This is a genomic window from Streptomyces sp. SJL17-4, assembly GCF_036826855.1.
Taxonomy (GTDB): Bacteria; Actinomycetota; Actinomycetes; order Streptomycetales; family Streptomycetaceae; genus Streptomyces.
Genome location: NZ_CP104578.1, coordinates 8,076,103 through 8,101,550, shown reverse-complemented (window position 1 = coordinate 8,101,550; position 25,448 = coordinate 8,076,103). Strand labels below are relative to the sequence as shown.

General features: G+C 72.1%; 21 protein-coding genes. 7 read left to right on the top strand and 14 right to left on the bottom strand.

The window, feature by feature from the left end:
• Positions 1–55: 55 nt before the first annotated feature.
• Positions 56–1,057, bottom strand: a complete 1,002-nt coding sequence (locus tag N5875_RS36345) for an ABC transporter substrate-binding protein (RefSeq protein ID WP_338498600.1) — start codon at positions 1,055–1,057, stop codon at positions 56–58.
• A 487-nt stretch (positions 1,058–1,544) separates the two neighbouring features.
• Between N5875_RS36345 and N5875_RS36340 the strand changes: the two genes are divergently transcribed.
• Positions 1,545–2,561: an alcohol dehydrogenase catalytic domain-containing protein gene (locus N5875_RS36340; RefSeq protein WP_318211695.1), complete on the top strand. Its 1,017-nt coding sequence runs from the start codon at positions 1,545–1,547 to the stop codon at positions 2,559–2,561.
• A 54-nt stretch (positions 2,562–2,615) separates the two neighbouring features.
• Here the strand turns inward: N5875_RS36340 and N5875_RS36335 are convergent, their stop codons facing one another.
• The 5 genes from N5875_RS36335 to N5875_RS36315 form a co-directional block, all read right to left on the bottom strand.
• Entirely contained in the window at positions 2,616–4,061 is a 1,446-nt protein-coding gene (locus N5875_RS36335; protein ID WP_338498599.1) for a GH1 family beta-glucosidase, read from the bottom strand.
• A gap of 64 nt (positions 4,062–4,125) precedes the next feature.
• The gene (locus N5875_RS36330; RefSeq protein WP_338498596.1) at positions 4,126–5,034 is read right to left on the bottom strand and encodes a carbohydrate ABC transporter permease; all 909 of its coding nucleotides are present in this window, start codon (positions 5,032–5,034) and stop codon (positions 4,126–4,128) included.
• A gap of 13 nt (positions 5,035–5,047) precedes the next feature.
• Positions 5,048–5,950, bottom strand: coding sequence for a sugar ABC transporter permease (locus N5875_RS36325; RefSeq protein WP_318211856.1), 903 nt, complete (start codon positions 5,948–5,950; stop codon positions 5,048–5,050).
• Positions 5,951–6,172: 222 nt separating this feature from the next.
• Positions 6,173–7,483 carry an extracellular solute-binding protein gene (locus N5875_RS36320; protein WP_318211692.1) on the bottom strand — a complete coding sequence of 437 codons (1,311 nt, stop codon included), beginning with the start codon at positions 7,481–7,483 and terminating at the stop codon, positions 6,173–6,175.
• A gap of 340 nt (positions 7,484–7,823) precedes the next feature.
• Positions 7,824–8,837: a LacI family DNA-binding transcriptional regulator gene (locus N5875_RS36315; RefSeq protein ID WP_338498593.1), complete on the bottom strand. Its 1,014-nt coding sequence runs from the start codon at positions 8,835–8,837 to the stop codon at positions 7,824–7,826.
• A 311-nt stretch (positions 8,838–9,148) separates the two neighbouring features.
• Between N5875_RS36315 and N5875_RS36310 the strand changes: the two genes are divergently transcribed.
• The 4 genes from N5875_RS36310 (at position 9,149) to N5875_RS36295 (ending at position 14,190) form a co-directional block, all read left to right on the top strand.
• On the top strand, positions 9,149–10,114 hold the full coding sequence (locus N5875_RS36310) for a glycoside hydrolase family 6 protein (RefSeq protein ID WP_338498590.1): 966 nt from the start codon (positions 9,149–9,151) through the stop codon (positions 10,112–10,114).
• Positions 10,115–10,308: 194 nt separating this feature from the next.
• Entirely contained in the window at positions 10,309–11,604 is a 1,296-nt protein-coding gene (locus tag N5875_RS36305) for a glycoside hydrolase family 6 protein (protein ID WP_338498588.1), read from the top strand.
• 893 nt (positions 11,605–12,497) lie between these two features.
• Positions 12,498–13,724 carry an MFS transporter gene (locus N5875_RS36300; RefSeq protein ID WP_338498587.1) on the top strand — a complete coding sequence of 409 codons (1,227 nt, stop codon included), beginning with the start codon at positions 12,498–12,500 and terminating at the stop codon, positions 13,722–13,724.
• Positions 13,725–13,767: 43 nt separating this feature from the next.
• Positions 13,768–14,190: a heme-binding protein gene (locus N5875_RS36295; RefSeq protein WP_318211687.1), complete on the top strand. Its 423-nt coding sequence runs from the start codon at positions 13,768–13,770 to the stop codon at positions 14,188–14,190.
• 164 nt (positions 14,191–14,354) lie between these two features.
• Here the strand turns inward: N5875_RS36295 and N5875_RS36290 are convergent, their stop codons facing one another.
• The 7 genes from N5875_RS36290 to N5875_RS36260 form a co-directional block, all read right to left on the bottom strand.
• A complete protein-coding gene (locus N5875_RS36290) occupies positions 14,355–14,951 on the bottom strand; it encodes an HD domain-containing protein (RefSeq protein WP_318211686.1) in 597 nt (198 codons plus the stop codon).
• A 4-nt stretch (positions 14,952–14,955) separates the two neighbouring features.
• Positions 14,956–15,321: a hypothetical protein gene (locus N5875_RS36285; protein ID WP_318211685.1), complete on the bottom strand. Its 366-nt coding sequence runs from the start codon at positions 15,319–15,321 to the stop codon at positions 14,956–14,958.
• Between the two features lie 116 nt (positions 15,322–15,437).
• Positions 15,438–16,610 carry an alpha-hydroxy-acid oxidizing protein gene (locus tag N5875_RS36280; RefSeq protein WP_318211684.1) on the bottom strand — a complete coding sequence of 391 codons (1,173 nt, stop codon included), beginning with the start codon at positions 16,608–16,610 and terminating at the stop codon, positions 15,438–15,440.
• A gap of 182 nt (positions 16,611–16,792) precedes the next feature.
• On the bottom strand, positions 16,793–17,896 hold the full coding sequence (locus N5875_RS36275) for a hypothetical protein (protein WP_338498582.1): 1,104 nt from the start codon (positions 17,894–17,896) through the stop codon (positions 16,793–16,795).
• A 116-nt stretch (positions 17,897–18,012) separates the two neighbouring features.
• Positions 18,013–18,579, bottom strand: coding sequence for a hypothetical protein (locus tag N5875_RS36270; protein ID WP_338498580.1), 567 nt, complete (start codon positions 18,577–18,579; stop codon positions 18,013–18,015).
• A 224-nt stretch (positions 18,580–18,803) separates the two neighbouring features.
• Complete coding sequence (locus tag N5875_RS36265; protein ID WP_338499368.1) at positions 18,804–19,514, bottom strand: NPP1 family protein; 711 nt, start codon at positions 19,512–19,514, stop codon at positions 18,804–18,806.
• Positions 19,515–19,655: 141 nt separating this feature from the next.
• Positions 19,656–20,213, bottom strand: a complete 558-nt coding sequence (locus tag N5875_RS36260; protein ID WP_318211681.1) for a TetR family transcriptional regulator C-terminal domain-containing protein — start codon at positions 20,211–20,213, stop codon at positions 19,656–19,658.
• 130 nt (positions 20,214–20,343) lie between these two features.
• Between N5875_RS36260 and N5875_RS36255 the strand changes: the two genes are divergently transcribed.
• Both N5875_RS36255 and mgt read left to right on the top strand, forming a co-directional pair.
• Positions 20,344–21,627 (top strand): FAD-dependent monooxygenase, encoded by a 1,284-nt coding sequence (locus tag N5875_RS36255; protein WP_338498578.1) that lies wholly within the window; start codon positions 20,344–20,346, stop codon positions 21,625–21,627.
• A 33-nt stretch (positions 21,628–21,660) separates the two neighbouring features.
• Positions 21,661–22,863, top strand: coding sequence for a macrolide-inactivating glycosyltransferase (gene mgt, locus N5875_RS36250; RefSeq protein WP_338498577.1), 1,203 nt, complete (start codon positions 21,661–21,663; stop codon positions 22,861–22,863).
• A gap of 117 nt (positions 22,864–22,980) precedes the next feature.
• On the opposite strand, the gene secD is transcribed toward mgt, so the two are convergent.
• Positions 22,981–25,374, bottom strand: a complete 2,394-nt coding sequence (secD, locus tag N5875_RS36245; RefSeq protein WP_338498575.1) for a protein translocase subunit SecD — start codon at positions 25,372–25,374, stop codon at positions 22,981–22,983.
• Positions 25,375–25,448: the final 74 nt, after the last annotated feature.

Here is a 25,448-nt window from a genome sequence, read left to right as displayed (position 1 = left end):
CCTGAGGGAACGGGGGCGGCGCGAGGGCCGCCCCCGGTCTGGTGCGGGCGGTGGGTCAGTACTGGCGGCCGGGCAGGGCGGCCGCGGCCTGATCCTGAGTGAAGACGCCCTCCTTGACCTCGACCCGTCGCGGGACGTCTTCCCCGGCCGCGACCTTCTTGGCGAGTTCCATGAGCTGGTCGCCGAGGAGCGGGTTGCACTCGACCACCACGTTGATCTTCTTCTCCTGCATGGCGACGAAGGCGTCCTTGATGCCGTCGACGGAGATCACCTTGATGTCGGTGCCCGGCTTCTTGCCGGCCTCCTCGATGGCCTGGATGGCGCCGAGGGCCATGTCGTCGTTGTGGGCGTACAGGACGTCGATGTCCTCGTGGGACTTGAGGAACGCCTGCATGACCTCCTTGCCCTTGGCCCGGGTGAAGTCCCCGGTCTGGGAGGCGACGACCTTGAACTTGGGGTCGCCCTTGATGGCATCGGCGAAGCCCGCCTTGCGGTCGTTGGCGGGTGCGGAACCGGTGGTGCCCTGGAGCTCGACGAGGTTGACCGGCGCGGAGGTGCCCTCGTACTCCTTGACCAGCCACTTGCCGGCCTCCTGTCCCTCCTTGACGAAGTCGGAGCCGAGGAACGTCCGGTAGAGGGAGGTGTCCTGCGAGTCGACCGCGCGGTCGGTGAGGATCACCGGGATGCCGGCGTTCTTCGCCTCCTTCAGGACGGTGTCCCAGCCGGACTCCACCACCGGCGAGAAGGCGATGACGTCCACCTTCTGCTGGATGAAGGTGCGGATCGCCTTGATCTGGTTCTCCTGCTTCTGCTGCGCGTCGGAGAACTTCAGCGTGATGCCGGCCTTCTCGGCCGCCTCGCGTACGGACTTGGTGTTGGCGGTACGCCAGCCGCTCTCGGCTCCCACCTGGGCGAACCCGAGCACCAGCTTGCCGTCGGAGGGGCCCTTGCCGGTACCGCCGGTGCTGCCGGTGGTCGCGGGCTCGGTGGTGCAGGCGGTCAGCACACTGCCGGCCAGGGCGGCGGCGGCGATGACGCGGAGGGCTCGGTGGGCCATGTCGTGGTTCCTCTCGGGACGTGCGTCGGACCAGGCGGAGCCCAGAAGGAGATGGGCCCGGTGAAGGCGTGGCTGTGCAGGGGTGGTTGAGCCGGGCGGAGGCAGAGCGAAGCGTCGGCCTCGACGAACGGCGCTGGCGAATGCGACACATTGTGAGCGCTAACAGAGTCGTAACTCAAGAGCCTGTACGGCCGTTACCTGTTCTTGATGGGCCGACCATCCGCTGAATTGAGGCGCCCGTGCGCCACCCGAGGGCCCGATGCGGCGACCTTGACATGGGAGATCGACCCAAAAGTTGTGAGCGTTAACACCCACGGGGCCATCCCAAGGATCGCCACGGGCCGTCGAAATCCCCGTGGAGCGACGACCGTTGACACGTCCACGGCGGCTTCGTATCGTCGCGACACAATTTCGAACAACGTCCGATATACCGAACATCGGGGGTCGTCCCATGGGTTCCACTCGGTTCAGCACCCACGCGAGGGGTGTGAGCCCTCGGAGGCCTGCCGTCGTCCTCGACGCTCCCAGGACGTTCCGCCTCGTCGAGCACACGCCCCGGCAGCCAGGGCCCGGGGAAGCCCGGGTACGCGTCCATGCCGTCGGGATCTGCGGGAGGGACCGCGACGTCTACCTGGGCCGCCGCCCGGCTCCGTACGTCCGCTATCCGGTCACCCCGGGCCACGAGTGGTCCGGCACCGTCATCGCCGTGGGCGAGGGCGCGTCCGCTTCGCTGATCGGCCGCAAGGTCGTGGGCGAAGGGCTGCGGAACTGTGAGGCCTGTGGGCCCTGCCGCGACGGCGAGACCAACCTGTGCACCGCCGGCTACGAGGAGACGGGGTTCACCCTTCCCGGTGCCATGGCCCCCACCCTCGTACTCCCCGCTCGCCTGCTGCACACGCTTTCGCCGGACGCCGACCTCACCGCCGCCGCGTTCCTCGAACCCGCCGCCCGCGCGGCCGCCGCCGTCCTCAAGGCGTGCCCTCTGCCCGGGTCGCGGGTGGCCGTCATCGGGTCCGGTGCCCTCGGTCTGCTCGCCGCGCAGCTCCTCGGCGCCTTCTCCCCGAGCGATCTGACGCTGGTCGGCACGAGCCCTGACCGGGCCGAGCTGTCCCGCCGCTTCGGAGCCACCGCGTACCGGACGTGGGACCACGCCTCCGGTCTCGCCGACTTCGACGTCGTGATCGACGCCGCGGGCGCGACGTCGACCGCGCGCGCCGCGACATCTCTGCTGCGGCCGGGCGGACGCCTGGTTCTCACGGGTATCCCGGTCGACGGGGCGGAACGACTCGATCCCGCCCACGTCGTCGCACGGCAGCTCTCGATCGGAACCGCCTTCGGAGCCTCCTCCCGGGCCTGGTCCTACGCCGTGAGCGCCTTCTCCGCGGGCCGGCTGACACCGCTCGAACTCCTCACGCACGAACTGGGCATCGACGAGTTCGAGCGGGCGTTGGAGCTCACGGGCGGCGGCGATCCCCGGGTCGGGAGGGTGCTGCTCCGCCCTTAGAGGGCCCGGCCGGCCCGACGATGCCGACGAGGCCGGCGGCTCCGTTCGCGGAGCTCAGCGCGCCGAGATCGCGTTCGCGCCGATGGTCCTGGCGTACCAGCCGGCGCTCGCCTTCGGGGTGCGCAGCTGGGTGGCGTAGTCGACGTGGACGGCGCCGAAGCGCTTCTCGTATCCGTACGCCCACTCGAAGTTGTCCAGCAGGGACCAGAGGAAGTACCCGCGCACGTCGGCTCCGTCGGCGATGGCCCGGTGGACGGCGGCGAGGTGTCCGTGGAGGTAGTCGATCCGGTCCCGGTCATGGATCCGGCCGTCCGCGGCGGGGACGTCGGGGAAGGCGCCACCGTTCTCGGTGATCGCCAGCGGGAGCCCGGGATGGGCGCGGGAGGTGGCCATGAGGAGGTCGTACAGGCCGGTGGGGTCGATGGCCCAGCCCATCTCGGTGGTGTCGCCGGGCGGGAGGTGGAAGTTGACGTCCTCGGAGCCGGGCCACGGGGAGTGGTCGCTCTCGCCGTGGGCGTGGTTGGCCGCGGCGGCTCCGGGAGTGGGGGCGGCGACGACGGTGGGCGTGTAGTAGTTGATCCCCAGGAGGTCGATGGGTGCGCCGATGGCGGCCTCGTCCCCGGGCCTGACGAGGGTGTCCCAGTCGACGAGGTGGGCGGTGTCGGCGATCAGGTCGGCCGGGTAGCCGCCGGAGAGCATCGGCCCCGTGAAGATCCGGTTGCCGACGGCGTCGATGCGGCGGGCCGCGTCGAGATCGGCGGGGTCGCAGGTCAGCGCGCGGACCTGATGGAGGTTGAGGGTGACGGCGACCTGGGCGTCGGCGGGCAGTGCCGCACGCAACGCCGCGGTGGCGCGCCCGTGGGCGAGGTTCAGGTGGTGGGCGGCGCGGAGCGCGCGGGCGGGGTCGGCGTGGCCGGGGGCGTGGACGCCGGAGCCGTAGCCGAGGAAGGCCGAGCACCAGGGTTCGTTGAGGGTGGTCCACAGGGCGACCCGGTCGCCGAGTGCCTCGGCGGCCAGGGTCGCGTACTCGCCGAAGCGTTCGGCGGTCTCGCGCTCGGCCCACCCTCCCTTGTCCTCCAGGGCCTGGGGGAGGTCCCAGTGGTACAGGGTGGCGACGGGCTGGATGCCGGCGTCGAGGAGTTCGTCGACGAGCCGACGGTAGAAGTCGAGGCCGGCGGGGTTGGCGGTGCCCTGGCCGTCGGCCTGGACGCGGGGCCAGGACAGGGAGAAGCGGTAGGCCTGGAGGCCGAGCTCGGACATCAGAGCGACGTCGGACCGGTACCGGTGGTAGTGGTCGCAGGCGATGTCTCCGGTGTCGCCGGCCGCGACCTTGCCGGGGGTACGGGAGAAGGTGTCCCAGATGGAGGGGGTGCGGCCGTCCTCGGAGACGGCGCCCTCGATCTGGTAGGCGGCGGTGGCCGCGCCCCACAGGAAGCCGGGCGGGAAGTGCAGTCGGTCGACGGCAGCGGGGATACGGGCGTTGTCGGGTGTTGCGGGCATGGCGAGTTGCCCCTTCGTTCGATTCGTTCGACAGAGGGTGTGAGGTGCTGGGGAGAGGAGGAGGTCAGCCCTTGACCGCGCCCTGGGTGATGCCGCCGACGATGTGACGGCCGAAGAGGGCGAAGACCAGGAGGAGGGGCAGGGTGCCCATGAGCGCTCCGGCGGTGATCACGGACCAGTCGGTGGACCAGCCGGTTCCCAGTCCGGCGAGGGCGACCTGGACGGTGGGGTTGGTGGAGCCGTTCATGACGATGATCGGCCACAGGAAGTCGTTCCAGGACTGGACGAAGGTCAGCATGCCCAGGACCGCCATCGCCGGGCGGGCGACGGGGAAGACGACGTGCCAGATGACGCGCAGGGAGTTGGCGCCGTCGACACGGGCGGCTTCCAGGAGTTCGGTGGGCACCGCCTGCGAGAGGAACTGGCGCATGAAGAAGACGCCGAAGGCGGTGACCAGCACGGGCAGGATCAGCGCCCCGAGGTGATTGCCCAGCCCCAGGTTCTTGGTGAGGATGAACAGGGGTACGACGCTGAGCTGCGCGGGTACGGCGAGGGTGGACAGGACCAGGCCGAGCATGACCTTCTTTCCGCGGAAGCGGAGTTTGGCGAAGGCGAAACCCGCGAGGACGGAGAAGGTCACCGTGCTGACGGTGACGGCCGCCGCGACGAGCGTGGAGTTGAGCAGGGCGACGCCCATGCCCCGGCCGCCGGCGTTGTCCCACACGTAGGCGAGGTTCTTGAACAGGTTGCCGCCGGGGAGCATCGGCGGTGGACTGGAGACGACCGCGTGGCTGTCGGTGGACGCCGCGACCAGCGTCCAGTACAGCGGGAACAGCGAGGCCAGCGCCGCGAGTCCGAGGACGACGTGGGCGATCGGCCCGGCCCGGTGCTGGCCGCCGGCCTTGCCGGCGCGGGCGGACGGGCGTGGCACGGCCCGGTGGGATCGGCCGGATACGGGTGTGGTGGTGGTCATGTGGTACTCCACGTCACTGGGAGGCGCGCAGGCGGCGGGTGATCAGCGCGTTGACGAGCCCGATGAGCAGCAGCAGGGCGAACATGATCCAGGCGACCGCGCTGGCGCGCCCGAGCATGCTCGAATGGAAGCCCTGGTCGTACATGAGGATGCCGAGGGTCTCGTACTGGTGGTCGGCGCCGCCCTGGTGACCGCTCTGACCGCCGAACAGGTAGGGCTCGCCGAAGAGTTGGGTGGCTCCGATGGTCGAGACGATCACCGTGAAGAGGATCGTGGGGCGCAGGGCGGGGACCGTGACGTGCAGGAACTGCTGCCAGCGGCTGGCGCCGTCCAGTGCGGCGGCCTCGTACAGCTCGCGCGGCACGGCCTGCATGGCGGCGAGGTAGATCAGGGCGTTGTAGCCGGTCCAGCGCCAGGTGACGATCACGGAGATCGCGAACTGCGAGGTCCAGCGGCCGGCCTCCCACTGCACGGGGCCGGCGCCGAACAGGCCGAGGAGCCAGTTGGCCATGCCGCCCTCGGGGCTGAAGATCAGGGCGAAGACGAGGGTGGCGGCGGCGACGGAGGTGGCGTACGGGGCGAGGAGCGCCGTGCGCAGGAACCCACGGGCGCGCAGCCGGTAGTTGAGCAGGTGGGCGAGGCCCAGCGCCATGAGCAGCTGCGGGATGGTGGCCAGGGCTCCGAGGGTGACGGTGTTGAGGAGCGCGTTCCAGAAGTAGTGGGCGACCTGGCCGGTGAAGAGGTCGGTGTAGTTGCGCAGGCCGACCCATTCGGCACGGTCGACGTTGTACAGGCTCACCCGGTGGAAGGAGAGCCATCCCGTGTACAGCAGCGGGAAGAGCCCGAAGGCGGCGAAGACGAGGAAGAAGGGTGCGACGAGGGCGTACGGCGTGCCCTTGGTGTCCCAGCGGTGCAGGCGACTGCGCCAGGCGGAGGCCCCGGAAGGGCGGGCCGGGGGTGGCTGGGTGTCCTGTCGGCCTGTGGGGCCGTTGCGGCTGGGTGCGGTCGTGGAGGCCACGGGCGGTTCCTTCGGTGGTCACGGCCGGTCGTGTCGGCGGGGAGAGGGGCGGCCGGCTCCCCGGTGACCGGCCGCCTCCTCTCCCGCGGCGGCGGCCGGGGAGAGGCGGGGCGGGGAGCGTTACTGGATGGTGCTGTCGATCTGGCGCACGGTGGCGTTCCACGCCTCTGCCGGGCTCTTGCCGTTCTGTTCCATGAGCAGGACGCCGGTGCCGAAGGCCCCGGTCAGGTCGCCCGCTCGCGGGCCGGTCTCGGCGGGCTTGATGGCCTTGGCCGCGGTGGAGAAGATCAGGCCGGTGGCGGCGTCCGGGCCGATGTAGGCGTTCTTGTAGTCGACGACGCCGGGCAGGTCGTAGGCGGCCTGGTTGGCGGGGATGTTGCCGACCTTCTGGAAGACCTTCGCCTGCTGCTCGGGCGCGGTGAGCCAGGCGACGAGCTTCTTGGCCTCGTCGACGTTCTTGCCGGAGGACGGCACGGCCAGGAAGGACCCGCCCCAGTTGCCGGCGGCCGGGGGCTGGGCGATGTTCCACTTGCCCTTGTTGGCGGGGCCGGAGAACTGCTGGATGTTGGCCTGCTGCCAGGAGGGACAGACGGTGGTGGCGAAGGTGGACTTGGAGAACGCGGTCTGCCAGGGGGTGTCGAACATCTTCAGGCCCTGGCTCGTCCTGCCCTGTACGGCCTTGGCGGCCAGGTCCCAGGCGTTCTCGACGCTCGGCGAGTCCTTGTAGGCCAGCTTGCCGTCCTTGTAGTACTGGACGGTGCTGCTGGAGACGACGGCGTTGAACAGCCCACTGGCGCTGTCCATGAAGAAGGTGCCCTTGGGCGCCTTGGCCTGGTACCGCTGGGCCGCCTCGACGAACTTCGCCCAGTCACCGGCCCACAGCTTGCCGACCGACTCCGGGTCGGAGGGCAGGCCCGCGGCCTTGAACAAGTCCTGGCGGTAGCAGATGGCCATCGGGCCGACGTCGGTGCCGAGGCCGATCGTCCTCCCGTCGGCGGTGGTGGCCTGGTCCCACTTCCAGGGGAGGTAGGACTTCTTGTCGACGCCGGGGGCGTCGGAAAGGTCGACGAAGGCGTCGGCCAGGTCCTCGGAGGTGGCCAGGGATATACGGCCGACCTCAAGGGCCTGGACGTCGTCGAGGCCGCCGCCGGAGAGCCGGGTCTGCAGGGCGGTCCAATAGTTGCCCTCGACGGTCGTCGGGTTCTCCTTGATGGTGATCCCGGGGTTCTGCTTCATGTACGCGTCGTACAGGCCGGCCTCCTTGTACCCGAAGGTCCCGAAGGTGCCGACGGTCAGGGTGGTCTTCCCGTCGGAGGGGGAGCCGCCGTCGCCGGAGGACGAGCAGCCGGTGAGGACGAGCGCCGAGGCGAGCGCCGCGGAGGCCAGTACGGCGGAGCGAGTGCGGAGGCGCGGCAGGGACGGACGGGGCATGGCATCTCCTCGATGCGTCAGGGGGTGAGGGGTGAGGCGTGGGGCGTGAGAGGTGAGGGGTGAGACGTAGGGCGTGAGAGGTGAGGGGTGAGACGTAGGGCGTGATGGGTGAGGGGTGAGGCGTGAGGGGTGCGCCGGGCAGAGCCTCGCCTCGTGGGCGGATCGGCGCGGGGGTGGGGCCTTCGGAGGCCGGGGGCGAAACACCCGGGGCATCCCGAACTGGGAGCGCTCCCAAAAGGTGGCATCCGGAACCGTGCCGCCCCTTCGACCGCCTGTCAAGCTCGACGGGCGGGGGCGGCCGGGCACTGCCCACGGGTGTCCCCGAGGGCGTGCCGTCCTGTCACGCGCTGGCGCGGACGACCAGGCGTGTGGGCAGGATCAGCGGAGTGGGGTCCTGACCGTCGATGAGCGCGACCAGCATGCGCGCCATCTCCCGGCCGAGACCCTCTATCGGTTGGTTCACCGTGGTCAGCGGCGGATCGGCGATCCGGGCCACGTCGAGGTCGTCGAACCCGACCACGGCGACGTCACCGGGGACCGTCCGGCCGGCTTCACGCAGCGCGCGCAGCGCGCCGACCCCCATGTTGTCGCTGGCGGCGAACACCCCGTCCAGGTCCGGATGCCGCGCCAGCAGGGCGGCCATGGCGACGGCTCCACTGGCCTCCGTGAAGTCACCGGCTTCCGGCGGGTACGGATCGAGGCCCGCCGCCAGCAGGGCGTCCCGGTGACCGCGATGCCGGGCGCGTCCGACCTCGGTGTCGAGCCGCCCGCAGATGGTGGCCACCCGGGTCCGGCCGGCCGCGAGCAGGTGCTCGGTCGCCGCGCGCGCTCCGCCGACGTTGTCGACGTCCACGTACCACCGGGGGTCTAAACCGACCGGCCGCCCGCCGAACACGACGGGCATGTCCGCCTCCTGGGCCATGCGGGCCAGCGGATCGTCCTCGCGCAGCGCCATCAGCATCACCCCGTCGGCCCCCTTGGACCGAAGAAGCTGTTCCACGCGCTTACGGCCCCGGTCGGAGGCGGCCAGGCACAGCATCAGGTGGAGATCGGCGTCCTCCAGGGCCGCCGAGGCCCCCACGATCACCTGAGCGAAGAACGGATCCGCGAAGATCGACGGGTCCTCCCCCGAGACGACCAGGGCGGCCGCGCCCGTCTGACGGGTCGCCAGCGCGCGGGCGGTCGGGTTCGGCACGTAGCCGAGCCGGTGGACGGCCCGTTCGACCGCCTCGCGTTTGGCGCGGCTGACGTGTGGCGCGTTGTTGAGTACACGGGAGGCCACCGACCTTGAGACACCGGCCAGTTCGGCCACTTCGTCGAGGGTCGACTGCCGACGCGGCACACCTTCCGCCATGTTCTGCCTTCCTGTCACGAGCTGTGCACGGGGAAACTGGAAGCGCTTCCAATTTCAGGACTGTAAGGCTTTCCGGCCATTGTGTGAAGTGCTGGTTAAGGAGCGGTACTTGACAGGCTGGCCAGTGCGTCACACGATACCGGCCACACCCCAAGGCAGCCGGAGAGCCGACTGGGATCGCTTCCAGTGGGAGCGCTTCCACGGACTCCGCAGGTCCAAGGGCACGCCGTACCACCGCACTTCCTCCGTGCGCCGCCCCCTCAGGACGTGAGGGGGCGGCGCGTCCGCCGTCAGGAAACCGAGGTACCGTCATGCGCCGCCGAATCCGCGCCCTCGCCGCAGCCTTCCTCGCGCTGCCGCTGGCACTCGCCGCCGCCCCGTCCGCCCACGCGGCCGACCCGACCACCATGACCAGCGGCTTCTACGTGGACCCGAACTCCACCGCCAAGCAGTGGGTCGCCGCCAACCCTGGCGACGGCCGGACGCCCGCGATCAACGGGTCCCTCGCCAACACCCCCCAGGCCCGCTGGTTCGGCGCGTGGAGCGGCACCATCGGCACCGCGACGGGTGCGTACGTGGGGGCGGCCGACCACGCGGGCAAGCTGCCCATTCTCGTCGCCTACAACATCCCCCTCCGCGACTCCTGCGGCGGGCACTCCGGAGGCGGCGCCTCCTCGCCGTCCGCGTACGCGAGCTGGATCGCGCAGTTCGCCGGCGGGATCGCCAACCGCCCGGCCGTCGTCATCCTGGAACCGGACGCACTCGCGGACTCCGGCTGCCTGAACCAGACCCAGATCCGCGAACGACAGACCATGATCAGCGGCGCCGTCTCCGAGTTCAACCGCCAGGCACCCAACGCCTGGCTCTACCTCGACGCCGGCAACCCCGGCTGGGTGAGCCCGGCGGACATGGCTCAGCGCCTCCACGCCGGCGGCCTCCGGCAGGCCCGCGGCTTCTCCCTCAACGTCTCGAACTACTACACCACCGCCCAGAACACCGCCTACGGCAACGCCGTCAACGGCGAACTGGGCGCCCGCTACGGCTACACCAAGCCGTTCGTCGTCGACACCAGCCGGAACGGGAACGGCTCCAATGGCGAGTGGTGCAACGCGGCGGGCCGCCGCATCGGCACCCCCACCCAGCTGGGCGGCGGCGCCGAGATGCTCCTGTGGATCAAGGCCCCGGGCGAGTCCGACGGCAACTGCGGCGTCGGAGCGGGATCCTCGGCCGGACAGTTCCTCCCCGAGGCCGCCTACAAGATGGTCTACGGCTACTGATCCACAGCGCTCCTGGTCCACGGCGCCCCTGATCCGCGGCGCTCCCTGATCCACGGCGCCCCTGATCCGCGGCGCTCCTGATCCACGGCTACCGACCTACGGCGCGACTGATTTCCGACTCCTGCGGCCCGGCGTCTCCGTGCCCCGCGACCGGGCCGCAGGAACTCACACCCATCCATCGACCAGGAGCATTCATGAAGCCACGCAACCTACGGCGTCGGGTGACCGCCGCACTCGCGGCGGTCGCCGCCTGCGCCGCCCTGACCGCGACGCAGGGACAGGCGCAGGCTCAGGCACAGGCCGCACCCTCGCAGGACGGCACGCTCACCCCGGCCACGAAGTTCTACGTCGACCCGCTCAGCAAGGCGGCCAAGCAGGCTCTCGCCGACGTCAGGAACGGCGACTTCGCGAACGCCGCGAACATGGCCAAGCTCGCGAGCCACCCACAGGCCGAGTGGTTCACCGAGGGCACCCCCGACGAGGTGCGCGCGAAGGTCGACGGGCTCGTCCGCAAGGCCCGAGTGGTCGGCAGGACCCCCCTCCTGGTCGCCTACAACGTGCCGGGCCGCGACTGCTCGCAGTACTCCAGCGGCGGCGCCGCGTCCTCCGCCGCGTACCGGAAGTGGATCGACGCCTTCGCCGCCGGCATCGGCGACCGCAAGGCGGTGGTCGTCGTCGAACCCGACGGCCTGGCCCTCCTCCCCCGGGACTGCGGGCCCGCCGTGGACCCGACCGGCGAGCTCACGGCGACCCGCATCGCCGACCTCGAATACGCCGTCAGAACGCTCAAGTCCAAGCCCCGCACGGCGGTCTACCTGGACGCGGGCAACGTCCTGTGGCGGCCCGTCGGCGACATGGCCCAGCGACTCCTCGACGCCGGCGTCCGGTACAGCGACGGCTTCTCCCTCAACGTCTCCAACACCCACCCCACCGACCACAACACCAGGTACGGCACCTGGATAGCGAAATGCATGTGGCTCGCCACCGAAGGACCCGACTGGGCCCGCGGCCACACCGACTGGTGCGCCACGCAGTACTACTCGCCCGCCGCGCCCAACGACGGCACCCCCGGCAACGCCGTCGACTCCGCCGACCCCGCCACCTGGCGCTGGACCGACGCCTGGTTCGACCAGAACGCGGGCACCCCGCCCAACGACGCGCTGCACCACTTCGTCATCGACACCAGCCGCAACGGACTGGGCGCCTGGACCCCGGAGCCCGGCAAGTACAGCGGCGACCCGGAAATCTGGTGCAACGCGCCCGGCCGCGGCCTCGGCCCGCGCCCCACCGCCGACACCGGCGCACCGCTCGTCGACGCCTACCTGTGGATCAAGATCCCCGGCGAGTCCGACGGCAGCTGCACCCGCAACACCGGCGGCACGATCGACCCCGAGTACGGCATCGTCGACCCGCCGGCCGGCACCTGGTGGCCGGACCAGGTCCACTCCCTGGCCCGTAACGCGGCACCGCGGCTGACGTTCAACCGCTGAGCTCCGTCCACGCCCGCCCACGTCCGGCCACGAGAAGGCGCACACTCGTGGCCGGGCGCGAGCGCGCGTCGGGTCATCACCGCCATGTCCGGGCCCGGCACGACGGCCAGCAGGCCGAGGACACCGAGCGTGGCTACGCGGCGGGGCCGCCGAGCTTCGCGGCCCCGCAGGGGCCTGAAGAGACACCGAGGGCCGCGAGGCCGGCGGCCGCGCCGGCGCAGCCGCCAGGCGTACGGCCTCGCCATAAGCCGTCCTGCCGGCGCTGCCCCTGAGGGACATCGGCAAGCCCTCCAAGGTTCCCCTCCACCTCGACTCCACCCGGCGCGCGGTCGTCGGCGCCCTGACGTCCATCGGCACGCCTACGCCGGCGAACAGATCCGATGCGACCTGGCCGACGGCCGCCCGACGGTGGCCCTGCCTCCTGTCTCCGACGCCGACCTGCGCCGCCTCATCACCACCCGACTCGCCCCGTACGGCGTGGACCGGGCCGGCTGCACCTCGCAGCGCTGGAGCCGGAGCCCGAACCGGCCTCCCTGCTCGGTCTGCGGTCTCCTGGACCGGCGCCGACCACGCGTTCACCTCGGTCACCGGCGGCGAGGCTCGGCCGAAGGACCTGCACGTCACGATCGCCGCGCTGCTGGTCGCCCAGCTCCGCTCCGACGGCTTCAACGTCCGCGACGAGGTCCATCACGGTCCGTGTAGGCGGTCGCTACAGGCCCCTCGACAACGCACCCCTCAAGAGCCCTGGCCCTCCGACAGCCCCGTATGGGCAGACCTCCGCACCACCACACCCCCGATGGATGCATGCAATCCGCGTTTGCGTTTATAGCGCGCTTGCAATTATTGTGGCAGCACGTAATCAGCCCACTCAAGCAATCCAGAAGGGGTGAGCCATGCCGCTCGCACTCCTCGCCCTGGCAGTCGGGGCATTCGGAATCGGCACGACCGAGTTCGTCGTCATGGGGCTGCTCCCCGAGATCGCCGGTGACTACGGCGTCTCCATCCCCACCGCCGGCCTGCTCGTCACGGGCTATGCGCTCGGCGTCGTCGTCGGCGCGCCACTGCTGACCGTCCTCGGCAGCAAGGTGAGCCGCAAGCGGATGCTCATGCTGCTCATGGGACTGTTCGTGGTCGGCAACATACTTTCCGCGATCGCCCCGAGCTTCGGAGTGATGGTGACCGGGCGCGTGATCGCCTCACTCGCGCACGGCTCGTTCTTCGGCATCGGGTCCGTCGTCGCCGCCGGCCTCGTCGCCCCCGACAAGAAGGCCGGCGCGATCGCCACCATGTTCACCGGCCTCACCGTCGCCAACATCGTCGGCGTGCCGCTCGGCACCTTCATCGGGCAGGCCGTCGGCTGGCGCACCACCTTCGCCGTCGTCGCCGCGCTCGGTGTGGTCGGGCTGCTCGGCATCGCCAAGCTCGTGCCCGCCATGCCCCGCCCCGAGGGGGCCCACGTGCGCCGGGAACTGAAGGCGTTCCGCAACCCGCAGGTGCTGCTCGCCATGGCGATGACCGTGCTCGGCTTCGGCGGCGTCTTCGCCGCGATCACCTACATCGCACCGATGATGACCGAGGTCGCCGGCTACTCCGACGGCGCCGTCACCTGGCTGCTCGTCCTCTTCGGCGTCGGGATGTTCCTCGGCAACCTGATCGGCGGCCGGTACGCCGACCGCGCGCTGATGCCGCTGCTGTACGCCGCCCTCGGCGGGCTCGCGGTCGTCCTCGCGCTGTTCACCGTGCTCGCCCACGACAAGGTCCTCGCCGCGATCGCCATCCTCCTCGTCGGGGCGCTCGGCTTCGCCACCGTCCCGCCGCTGCAGAAGCGCGTCCTCGACCAGGCCCACGGCGCGCCGACCCTGGCCTCCGCCGTCAACATCGGCGCCTTCAACCTCGGCAACGCCCTCGCCGCCTGGCTCGGCGGCCTCGTCATCGCCGCCGGCCTCGGCTACACCGCACCCAACTGGGTCGGCGCCGCTCTCGCGGCCGCCGCTCTCGGCCTCGCCCTCTGGTCCGCCGCCCTGGAGCGCCGGGCCCCCGCGACCGCCGGCGCCGATGCGGTCGCCGGCGACACCGGCACCGGCACCGGCACCGATGCCCGTATCCCCGTACACCACTGACCCCCCTCCCCCGCCGCTGTACATCCCCCCAAGGAGAAGCACCATGCACACCACCGCCGTCACCCCGCTCACGACCACCGAGGCCGAGAGTCTGGTCACCACCGCCCGCCGCGCCGCCGAGGACGCCGGGGTCACCGTCAGCATCACCGTGCTCGACGCCGGCGGCCACCTCCTCGCTTTCCGCCGCGACGACCGCGCCGTCCTGATCTCCGGCGAGACCAGCACCCGCAAGGCGTACACCGCCCTCCAGCTCAACGCCCCCACCGCCGACCTGGTCGACCTCGTCAAGCCCGACGGCCCGTTCCACTCACTGCCCACCGCCCTCGACCGACCGCTGCTCTTCATCGCCGGCGGTCTGCCGATCCACCGCGAAGGCCGCCTCATCGGCGCCATCGGCGTCGGCGGCGGCGCCCCGGAGCAGGACCACTCGTTCGCCGCCGCCGCACGCGAGCAGCTGTCCCGATGAGACATGGGCCTTCCGCGGCTCTGCTGCGATTGCCGTCGGCACGGGCCGAACGGTTCGTGGTGATCGGGGAGTTACCCCCTGGGAGTGCAGCTCGAATCCGCCCTCACCCCGTGGAAGCTGCGCTTCGGGCGGCGGTCGCGGGGCCGGTGGGCCGTACCGCCGGGCTACGCGGACACCGGGAAGGCCGCCTGGAAGGCGAGCCGGTGATCGGCGCCGTCGCCGATGCCTCCGAGGAGGTCGTCGAGTGCGAGGTACTCCTCCCACCGCTCACCGCCCGACGCCTCCGTCAGCCGCGCGAGGACCAGGTCTTCGAGCTCAGGGACGCGCTTGTTCTTCCACACCTTGTCGGCCGTGCTCACCAGCAGGTCCTCGAGCGTCGTCCCGGGTGCCGTCCAGGAGGCGTGGGTGCCGGCGAAACGGGCCAGGGACGGGCTGAACCCGTGGGCGAGGAGGAGTGCCCGCCCTGCCTCCTCGTGCGCCGAGCCGGGCCCGGACAGCTCGGCGACGTGCACGGCCTTGCCGATGTCGTGGGTGGCCGCACCGAAGAGAACGGCCGCGCGGTTCACTTCGAGGCCCGGACAGCGCTGCTCCAGCCAGTCGACCAGGTGGACCGCGACGTCGTGCACGGCCCGTAGGTGGGCGGCCAGTCGCGGCGGCGCGTCGAGGGACTCGAGGAGCTCCGCCACCCCGGACGGGAGCGGCCGCAGGGGCGGATCGGCGGGTGCGTGCAGGGCCCGGAGGAGACTGTCCGACGGTGTCACCGGCTCAGGCACCGACCGCTTCGGGCGCCAGTGCGTGCGCGGCCAGCGCCGCCAGGGCGATACCCGCCGCCGCCCCGAACAGCAGGGCGGCGACGCCCGTCGCCCGGCCGACGCCCTTCTCGTACGGGACACTCGGCACGACCTTGTGCAGCAGCGGCGCCACGACGAGGACGAGCCCGAAACCGACGCCGAGGCGCGCGTACGTCCCGCCTGCGCAGGCGGAGTCGAAGCGGCCGCCGCAGCCGCTCGGTTCCACGGTGAAGCCCGTCACGATGAGGAACAACGCGCCCGCGTACACCGCTCCGAACAGCAGCGACGTCCAGAGGTCGAGCCGCCACTCCCTGCCGAACCGGGTGCCGTCGCCCGCCACATCGCCTCCCGAAGACCGCCGAACCGGACGTGTGGAGTGTACGGGCGTCGCGGCCTCCTCCGCCGGGCGTCCGTGTGCGCGGGAGACGTCGGCACGAGGTCGTCCTGCACGCGCCCCTAACGCCGGAGCGTACGCAGCGCGCCGTCCGCGCGGAGGTCGGCGAGCGTCGGGTAGCCGTCGACAGCCATGATCAGGTCGGCCTCGGCGAGGAGGGAGCGGAGGACGTGCACGATGCCGTCGGCGCCGCCGAGGGCGAGTCCGTACGCGTACGGGCGGCCGACCCCCACCGCCGTGGCCCCGAGGGCGAGCGCCTTGACGACGTCGGCGCCGCTGCGGACCCCCGAGTCGAAGAGCACGGGAAGCCCGTCGGCGGCGGCGACCACGCCGGGCAGCGCGTCCAGGGCGGGCAGGCCGCCGTTGGCCTGGCGACCGCCGTGGTTGGAGCAGTAGATGCCGTCCACGCCGCCGTCCCTCGCGCGGCGGACGTCCTCGGGGTGACAGATCCCCTTCAGGACGATCGGCAGGTCGGTGAGCGAGCGCAGCCAGGCCAGGTCGTCCCAGACGAGCGGCTTGCCGAAGATGCCCACCCACTCCAGGACGGCGGCGCGCGGGTCCTCCTCGGGGCTCTTGGCGAGGCGGGCGCGGAAGACGGGGTCGGAGGTGTAGTTCGCGAGCGCGTGTCCGCGCAGCTGGGGGAAGTTGCCGGTGGCGAGGTCACGTGGCCGCCAGCCGGTGATCCAGGTGTCGAGCGTGACGACGATGCCCTTGAATCCGGCGGCCTCGGCACGGCGTACGAGGCTCTCCGCGAGGTCGCGGTCGGTGGGCGTGTACAGCTGGAAGAAGCCCGGTGTGTCGCCGAACTCGGCGGCGACGTCCTCCATCGGGTCGACGGTGAGCGTGGAGGCGATCATCGGCACGCCGGTACGGGCGGCGGCGCGGGCGGTCGCCAGGTCGCCGTGCCCGTCCTGGGCGCAGAGACCGATCACGCCGACCGGCGCCATGAACAGCGGGGACGGCAGCTTCAGCCCGAACAGGTCGACGGACAGGTCGCGCTGGGCCGCGCCGACCATCATGCGCGGCACGAGCCCCCAGCCGCGGAAGGCCGTGACGTTGGCCTCCTGCGTGGACTCGTCACCCGCGCCGCCCGCCACGTACGACCACAGCGAGGGCGAGAGCGCGGCCCGCGCCCTCGACTCCAGTTCGGCGAAGGTCATCGGCTGTGTGGGCAGGACGCCGAAGAGCCCGTCGAAGTAGATCTCGTGCTGGTAGTCGCCGTAGTGCTGGGGCATGGGGTGACGTTTCCCTTCCGGTTCCTGTCGGCGCGCTCGGGTGGCCCCGCTGCGGTGGCCCCCATCGTGCCCGCCCCGGGCGCCCGTGACCATGGAGAGGCGGCCAGGAACGTGGGGACTGCGGACGGGGCGCGGGCACGGACCAGGTGCGGGTGCGGACGAAGCGCGGCCGGCGCCGGGGGTCAGGAGCGCGACGCGGTCCTGCACCCGCCGTCCTGGCTCCCCGTCCCGCCGAACATCGGCTCGCTGCGGTCGTACGGGTCGACGGCCTCACCGCCGGTCGCTCCGGTGTCCGACCCTCGCGTGCCGAACTCCGGAGTGAAGTAGCCGGTGAAGGTGTCGCAGCCGCCGTTGGTCATGTCGACCTTGTACGAGACGAGGGAGAGCGTGCCCGGCTCGGTGATGATCTTCGAGGGGTCGTCCCAGTTCACCACGACCTCGCGCCGCGCGATCGTGCGCACGACCTCGTCGCTGCCGGCCCCGGCCCGTACGACCGGATAGACGTAGGTGACGTCGGTGGTCACCTGGAGGGCGCCACGGTCGCCCTCCAGGAACGTCATCCGGCCCCGGGTCTTGACGACGTCGCCGGCCACGCGCGCGTACGAGGAGTCGAATCGGCTGAAGAGGAGGAGCGGGTCGTTCTCCTCGGTCGGGGTGCCGAACGCGGCGGCCAGATAGTCCTTGACGTCCTTCTGGTGCGGATTGATCAGGGCGATCGCCTTGGTGGGGCGCTCACCGCGCAGCACGGCCGGGTCCAGGCTCGACGCGGCGAGGAAGTCGCGCGTCTGCCGGAGTGCCTTCTCCACCTGCGCCTTGCTCATCCACCCGGTCGCGCGGGCGGCGGGGACGGTGATCCCGGCCGTGCCGTCCGCCCAGCGCACGGCGGGCGAGCCCCTGAACGGCTCGGCGAGCGTGGGGAGTCGGGCCGGCTCCACGGGCGGCGCGCCGGTCGGGCGCCCCGACTCCTGGGCGAGCGGCGGTCCGGACGCCCCGTCCGCGTCGGACGCGCCGATCATGTTCCACGGGTCGAACGCCACGACCAGCAGCGCCACGGAGGCGAGCAGCCCGACCAGGTACCGGCCCTTCTTCCGTCGCGCCGGGGCGGGCGTGTACGTACGCCAGCCGTCGTTGCCCGCAGGCGCGTCGCGCAGCCGCTCCGTCACGACCCGGGCCCGCGCCGACGGCTCCTTGGGTGCGTCGGCGACGCCTTCCACGGAATCCCGCAGGAACTGCTCCCACACGTCGTCCGGCACGGACGAATCGCCCCGGTCCCCACCCGAACTCACACCGCGCTCCTCGCATCACGCCCGCCCGATCGGGCGGCCCGCCCGCCCCCGGGGCCACTGCATGGTCCCATGCCGGATTCCGGGGCGTCGAGGCAGGTCAGGCTGGGCAAGGTCCGCTAGAGGAAGGCCATTTCCACCCGGCCGGTGGGGGTGCTCCCCACGCACGCCGCGAGCCATTCGACGCGGCCGCCGTCGTCGCCCCGGCTCGTGTGCACATGGACGGTGTGGTCCTGTGAGGGCTCGTCCTGACAGAGGTCCCTGGAGTTCACCGTGAGGGTGAGGTAGGCGTATTTCTGGGAGACGGCCTCCAGTCCCGCCTCGGGCACCTCGGGCCAGCCGTTCAGGTCCCAGCGGACGGCGGCGGCGGTGCCGGCCAGGGCGGCGATGAACGGTTCGGCGCGGTCCAACGGCCGTCCCCATTCGAACAGTCTGATCGGCAGGCAGGCCGCCGGGTCGTCCCCCGCCTTCGAGGAGCCCTCGGCGGTCTCGCCGAAGGCCCACCACTCGAAGCCGCCGGGCAGCACGTCCTGGACGCGGCGGAGAACCTGCGGCGAGTGGATGACCGCCTCGAAGTCCACCTCGGCCCTGTCGAGGTCGGCGACCGCCAGCAGGGCGCGCACCGCGCGTATCGCCTCGGTCAGGTCGGGGGGCGTGAGGACGGCTGCTGCCAGGGAGTTGCTCATAGGCCGACCCTAGACGCGGGCGGGCGCCCGCGTCGTCCCGAAAAGACGCCGATGACCCACGGGCCGGCGGTGGCCACCCTCGCACTCCCCGTGGGCCGGAGCCGGCGGACGGACCTGGACCGAACCGCCGTCCGTCCGCCGGGAGTCCGGAGGCGGGAGTCCGGAGTCCGGAGGCGGGAGTCCGGAGTCCGGAAGCGGGAGTCCGGAGTCGGTGCCGTGTCCGGTCAGGCGTACGGGTCGAAGGGGATGCCGGCCGGCTTGGCCTTGGCCAGGTGGGGGGCGAAGTTGCCGTCCTTCAGGCCGAACACCGCGCTGCCGAAGTCGGCCTGGCTGAGCTTGTCGCGCAGACCTGCCGGGTAGCCGTTCCAGCCGACCAGGCTCGGGAACTGCCAGCTGTGCTGGTGGTTCTCGGGCGGCTCGTCGTTGGAGTTGGCGGGGCGGAAGCAGTGCGTGCCGATGCCGTCCTTGTGGTAGACGATCTTCGGGTGGGTGCCGTCCCAGCGGATCGCGTTCCGGCCGTAGGTGTCGAAGTCGCCGTGGGCGGACGTGGAGACGTACTGCGCCTGGTTGTTCTGCACCCACACCACGACGTGTTCCCAGTCGTGGCGGTGTCCCCCGAGGCTGCTGCCGATGACGGCCTGGTCCTTCTCGAAGTACAGGCCGTAGAGGATCGCGCACCATCCGTTGTTGCACTTCGCGCGGGAGTAGCCGTTGGTCTGGGTGAGGTCCCAGGAGTCACGGCACTGGCCGTTGAGGGCGCCGGACGGGTTGAGCCCGCCGTTGATGGTGCCGTCGGGTCCGATGGCGGCGGTGGAGTAGCAGCCGTCCGTGTCGTAGTCGTAGGCCGGCTGGAAGGTCTGCTCCAGGCCGTCGGCGTTGGCCGGGAGGGCGGGGGGCGGTGCGGCGAACGCGCTGCTGGGCAGGGCGATGATCATCGTGAGGGCGGCGGCGAGGGCGAGCGCGCCCCTGGTGGCGTACACCTGTGTCTTCACTGTGTCCCCTGGGTCGGGCGGCATGATTCGACAGGCGACATCTTGGCATGGACAGCTCATCCAGGGTGAGGCTCGATCGTGAACTCAGCGCGTCGAGGCCGCGACCAATCGCCCCACCTCCCCGGCCGACACGGAGCCACCGTTGACCAGGCGATCGAAGACCAGACCGTCCACGCAGGTCAGCAATGTGACGGTGCGTTCGTCGGCGTCCGCGATCCCCCGCGCGGCCAGGAAGTCCTGGACGATCCGGCGGCCGGCGTTGTCGCGCGGTACGAGGATCTCCCGCAACTCGGGGTGGTGCACGCTCTCCAGAGCACAGGCGTAGCGCGCGAGCGAGCGGCGCCGCCCGTCGCCGGTGAGCCGCCGCTCGGCGAAGGCGACAAGGCCGGCCACGAGTTCCTCGGCGTCGCGCGGCACCGGGGTGCGCTCCCCCGCCTCCTGGAGCTCCGCCTGGTCGAGCTCGACCAGACGCCGGACGAGCGCGGTGAGCAGCGCCTGGCGTGTGCGGCAGTACGCGGACGTGGTGCCCGGTGGAAGTTCGGCGGCCCGGTCCACCGCACGGTGGGTGAGCCCTCGCATGCCGTGTTCGGCGAGAACGTCGATGGCCGTGTCGGCGAGGAGCGTACGTCGAGTGGTGGACATCCCCCCTTTCTACACCTGTAGAGGGAAGGTGTACGTTTCCTCGTCGAGAGTGTCTTCTACAGGTGTAGAAACCGCCGGGAGGGGCTCTCGTCGCGCGGCCGACGGACGGCCGCCGGAAGGGGGGTTGGGCATGAGGAACGGGAACGCCGTGGTCGTCGGCGGCGGCATCGGCGGACTGGCCGCCGCGATCGGACTGCGCCGGATCGGATGGGAGGTGACGGTCCTCGAACGCACCCCCGCCCTCGACGACGCCGGCGCGGGCATCTCCCTGCACGCCAACGGCATCCGAGCCCTGGACGCCCTCGGAGTCGGCGAGGCGGTACGCGAGGCGGCGCGGCCGCAGTACACCGGGGGCACGCGCGTCCCGGGCGGTGGCTGGCTGGCCCGGATGGACGGGACGGCACTGGAGCGAGAACTCGGCACGCCGATCGTCGGCATCCCGCGCGCCGCGCTCCACCGGATTCTGCGCGCGGCGCTGCCCGCCGAGTGCGTGGTCGTCGGGACCGAGGTGACATCACTGGACCTCGCCGATCCGTGCCGCGCGAGGGTGTTCACCATCGGAAGCAGGCGGGGAAGCCGGAAAGCAGACGGTGAAGGGCACGAGGCCGCAGCTTCCCTGGAGGCCGATCTGGTCGTGGCGGCCGACGGCGTCAACAGCCGCCTTCGCGCCCAGCTCTTCCCCGGCCACCCGGGCCCCGCCTACAGCGGCTCCACCGTCCTCCGCGCGATCACCGACACCCCCGTACCACTGGCGTCCGACTTCGAGCTGACCTGGGGCAGGGGTACCGAGTTCGGGCACATCGCGTTCACGAACGGCCGCGCCGAGTGGCACGCCGTACTCAACTCGCCCCCGGGTCTGCGCCCTTCGGATCCACTGGCCGATCTGCGAGACCGCTTCGGGGACTGGCACGATCCCATCCCCGCGCTGCTCGCCGCCACGCGGCCCGAGGCCGTGCTGCACCACGACATCCACGAACTCACCGCCCCGCTGCCCACGTTCGTCTCGGGCCGGGTCGCCCTGCTCGGTGACGCGGCCCACGCCATGACCCCGAACCTCGGCCAGGGCGCCTGCCAGGCCCTGGAGGACGCGGTCACGCTGGCCGCCGCGCTCGCGACGACCGGCGGCTCCACCGCCACGGCGACGTCCGGCATCGAGGGCGCTCTCGCCCGGTACGACTCCGTACGGCGCCCCCGCAGCCAGTCCGTCGCCCGCGCGGCCCGGCAGGCCGGCCGTATGGGGCAGCAGCTCACCCACCCCCTCGCGGTCACCCTGCGCAACGCCGCACTCCGGGCGGCCCCGTCCGGCGCGACCCTCCGCGCCATCCTGCGACACGCCGACTGGACCGCTCCCGCCCTGGACCCCGACGGGCCGCCCGGAACCGGCCTCGACCCCGCGCCCCGGACATCTGATTAGACGAGACGTCTCGTCTCACATAGGGTGGTCGCCATGACCACCACCGCGTCCCCCGCGCACATCGCCATGTTCTCCATCGCCGCGCACGGCCACGTGAACCCGAGCCTGGAGGTGATCCGCGAGCTCGTCGCGCGTGGCCACCGCGTCAGTTACGCCATCCCCGCGTCCTTTGCCGAGAAGGTCGCGGAGACGGGAGCCACGCCCGTCGTCTACACCTCGACCCTGCCGACCGACGACGACCCGGACGCCTGGGGAACGGAACTGATCGACAACCTCGAACCCTTCCTGAGCGATGCCGTGCAGGCGCTGCCGCAGCTCGCCGAGGCCTTCGACGACGACCGGCCCGACCTCGTCCTGCACGACATCACCGCCTACCCGGCCCGCGTCCTCGCCCACACCTGGGGAGTGCCGGCGGTCTCGCTGTGGCCGAACCTCGTGCCGTGGGAGGGGTACGAGGAGGAGGTCGCCGAGCCGATGACCGCCGAGCTCAAGGCCTCACCGCGTGGCAAGGCGTACTACGCGCGGTTCGAGGCCTGGCTCGCCGAGCACGGGCTCGACACCGACCCGGACAGGTTCGTCGCCCGCCCGCGCCGCGCGCTCGTACTCATCCCGAAGGCGCTGCAGCCGCAGGCCGACCGGGTCGACGAGTCCGTCTACACCTTCGTCGGTGCCTGTCAGGGCGAGCGCGCCGAGCAGGGCGGCTGGGAGCGGCCGGCGGACGCGGAGAAGGTGGTCCTGGTCTCGCTCGGCTCCGCCTTCACCAAGCTGCCCGGTTTCTACCGTGACTGCGTGGAGGCGTTCGCCGGGCTTCCCGGCTGGCATGTCGTCCTCCAGATCGGCAGGTTCGTGGACCCGGCCGAGCTCGGCGAGGTCCCCGCGAACGTCGAAGTGCACTCCTGGGTACCCCAGTTGGCGATCCTCCGGCAGGCCGACGCCTTCGTGACCCACGCGGGCGCGGGCGGCAGCCAGGAGGGCCTGGCCACGGCCACGCCCATGGTGGCCGTCCCACAGGCCGTCGACCAGTTCGGGAACGCCGACATGCTCCAGGCCCTGGGCGTGGCGCGGCACCTGCCGATGGACGAGGTCACCCCGGAGCGGCTGCGGAAGGACCTGCTCGCACTCCTCGCCGATCCCGACGTGGCGCGCCGCGCCCGGGAGATCCAGGAGTCGATGGCCCGCGAGGGCGGCACGAGCCGGGCCGCCGACCTGATCGAGGCGGAGCTCGCGGGGCATTGACCGGGAGGGGCGACCCGTCACCCCGACCCGTACGGGGAGGCCGTACGGGTCGGGGTGACGGATCCGGCGGTCCGGGGCGGTGGATCCGGGTGACCGTCGCCGTTCGGTTCGCCCGGGTCAGACCACCGCACCCGAGCGGTCCCGGTCCGCGCCGGCACCGCCCGCCCGCTGCCGCGTGCCGGAGCCGGAACCGCCGCCCGATGCGGCGGCGGGCGCCGGGTTCCCGGTCTCCAGGGCCACGGCCAGGGGCATCGCCGTGAACACCGTCGACGCCATGCCGAGCACGACTCCCGCGAGCAGCGCGACGGAGAAGTCGGTGAGCGAGTCGCCGCCCAGGACGGCGAGCGCCACCAGGACGAAGAGCGCGCCCATGCCGGTGTTGACCGTACGGGGCAGGGTCTGGGCGACGGCCCGGTCGGCGAGGTCCGCGAGCGGAACACCTCCGCCGCGGCGCCGCAGCTCCCGCAGCCGGTCGAGGACGACCACGGAGTCGTTGACCGAGTAGCCGACGACGGTCAGGAGCGCGGCCAGGAAGACGCTGTCCACCGGCTTGCCGAGCCAGGCGAACAGGCCGATCACGAGCAGTACGTCCTGGGCCATGGCGGCCACCGCCGCCGTCGCGTACGTCCAGCGGAACCGTACGGTCAGATAGAGGAGTTGGGCCGCGACCGCCAGTCCGAGCGCGAGCAGGGCGTGGGTGCGCAGCTCGCCGCCCAGACTGGGGCCGATGAGGTCGTCGCGCTCGACCTCCACCGGGCCCGCGACCCGGGTGAGGGCCTCCCGGATCTCCCGCTGTTCGCCGTCCCCGCTCTCCCGGACGCGTACCGACACATCGCTGTCGCCGGTCGTCTGGACGACCGCTTCGGGGAAGCCCGCCGTCGCGATCGCCGCGCGCGCCGCGTCCGCGTCGACGGGTCGCTCGGCCGTGTACTGGACGACCCGGCCGCCGGTGAACTCGACGCCGAACTCGACGCCCCGGACGCCGATTCCGGCGAGGGCCACCATCAGGAGTCCGGCGCAGGTGAGCAGCCAGCGGCGCCGGTGGGCCATCAGGCGCGGGACCCGCCGGGTCAGCCGAGTGCGCAGCCGCCCGAGTCCCGCCATGCCGGTGACCGCCGGCCTGCGGCGTACGGCGGGCAGGCGCAGGGTCAGGTCGGCGAGGAGGCGGGTGATCACCATCGCGGTGAGGAGGGAGGTCACGACGCCGATCGCGAGGGTCACGCCGAAACCCTTGACGGGGCCGGTGGCGAAGGCGAAGAGCAGGCCCGCCGCGAGCAGGGTGGTGACATGGGAGTCCGCGACGGCGCTCCACACCTTGCCGAACGCCGTCGTCAACGGCCGCCGCAGATCGCGCCCGGTCGTGGCCCTGCCCAGGGCCGCGTACTCCTCCCTCGCGCGTTCGAAGACGAGGACGTTGGCGTCGACGGCGATGCCGATGGCGAGGACGAATCCGGCGAGGCCGGGAAGGGTGAGCGTGGCGCCGAGGGCGACCACCGCGGCGTACGAGATCAGTCCGTAGAGGAGGAGCGCGGCGGTCGCGAGGACGCCGAGGAGCCGGTAGACCACCATCACGAAGATCCCGGTGCAGGCGAGACCGATCACCGCGGCCCAGGCGCTGGCCCGGATCGCCTCGGCGCCGAGCGTCGGGCCCACGGTGCTCTGCTCGATCGTCGTCACGGGGACGGGCAGGGCGCCGCCCTGGACGAGGGCCGCGAGGTCGCGGGCCTCCTGCGCGGAGAATCCGCCGGTGATCTGTGCGGAACCGCCGCCGATGCCCGAGCCGCACCGGACGCCGGTCTGCATGGCGGGCGCGGAGACGATCCGGTCGTCGAGGACGATCGCGACCCTGCGGGCCGGGTCTCCGGGCGCCGCGCAGGCGGCCGCGCCGGTCAGCCTGGCCCAGGTGTCGGCGGCGCGGTCGCGGAAGGAGAGGTCGACCGTCCAGCCGCGGCCGCTCGTGGTGTCGAGCACGGCCTCGGCGCTCTTGACGCCGTCGCCGGTGAGTACGGGTGCGGCGAGGTCGAGGAAGCGGCCGGGCGCGTCGGGATCGGCGAGGACGCGTGCCCCGCCGTTCTTCGCGGCCGGCTCTGCGGAACGGGCCGGGCCGTCCGGACCGCTCGAACTGCCCGATCCGGCGGGACGGGCCGGGCCCTGCGCCTCGCCGGTGACGGCGTGGAAGGTGAGCTGGGCCGTACGGCCGATGACCTCGGCGGCCTGGCGCGGGTCGCGCAGTCCGGGGAGTTCGACGACGATGCGGCGTTCGCCGGAGCGGGCCAGCGAGGGTTCGGCGACGCCGAGCCCGTCGACGCGTTTGCGGAGCACCTCCAGCGCGCGGTCGGTGGCCGCCGCGTCGGCGCGGGCGGCGGGTCCGTCCTCGGTCTGGAGGACGATGCGGGTCCCGCCGCGGAGGTCGAGTCCGAGGCGGGGCGGGGTGGTCAGGGTGATCCAGAGGGACAGGGCGACGACGGCGAGCGCGAGCAGCGCACGCCAGATCGTGGAACGAGAGGACACGGTTACTCCACGGGCGGCGCACGGCGACGGCGCTCGTCCACGCGGAGGGTGGGAGCGCGCGCCGGCCGTGCCGG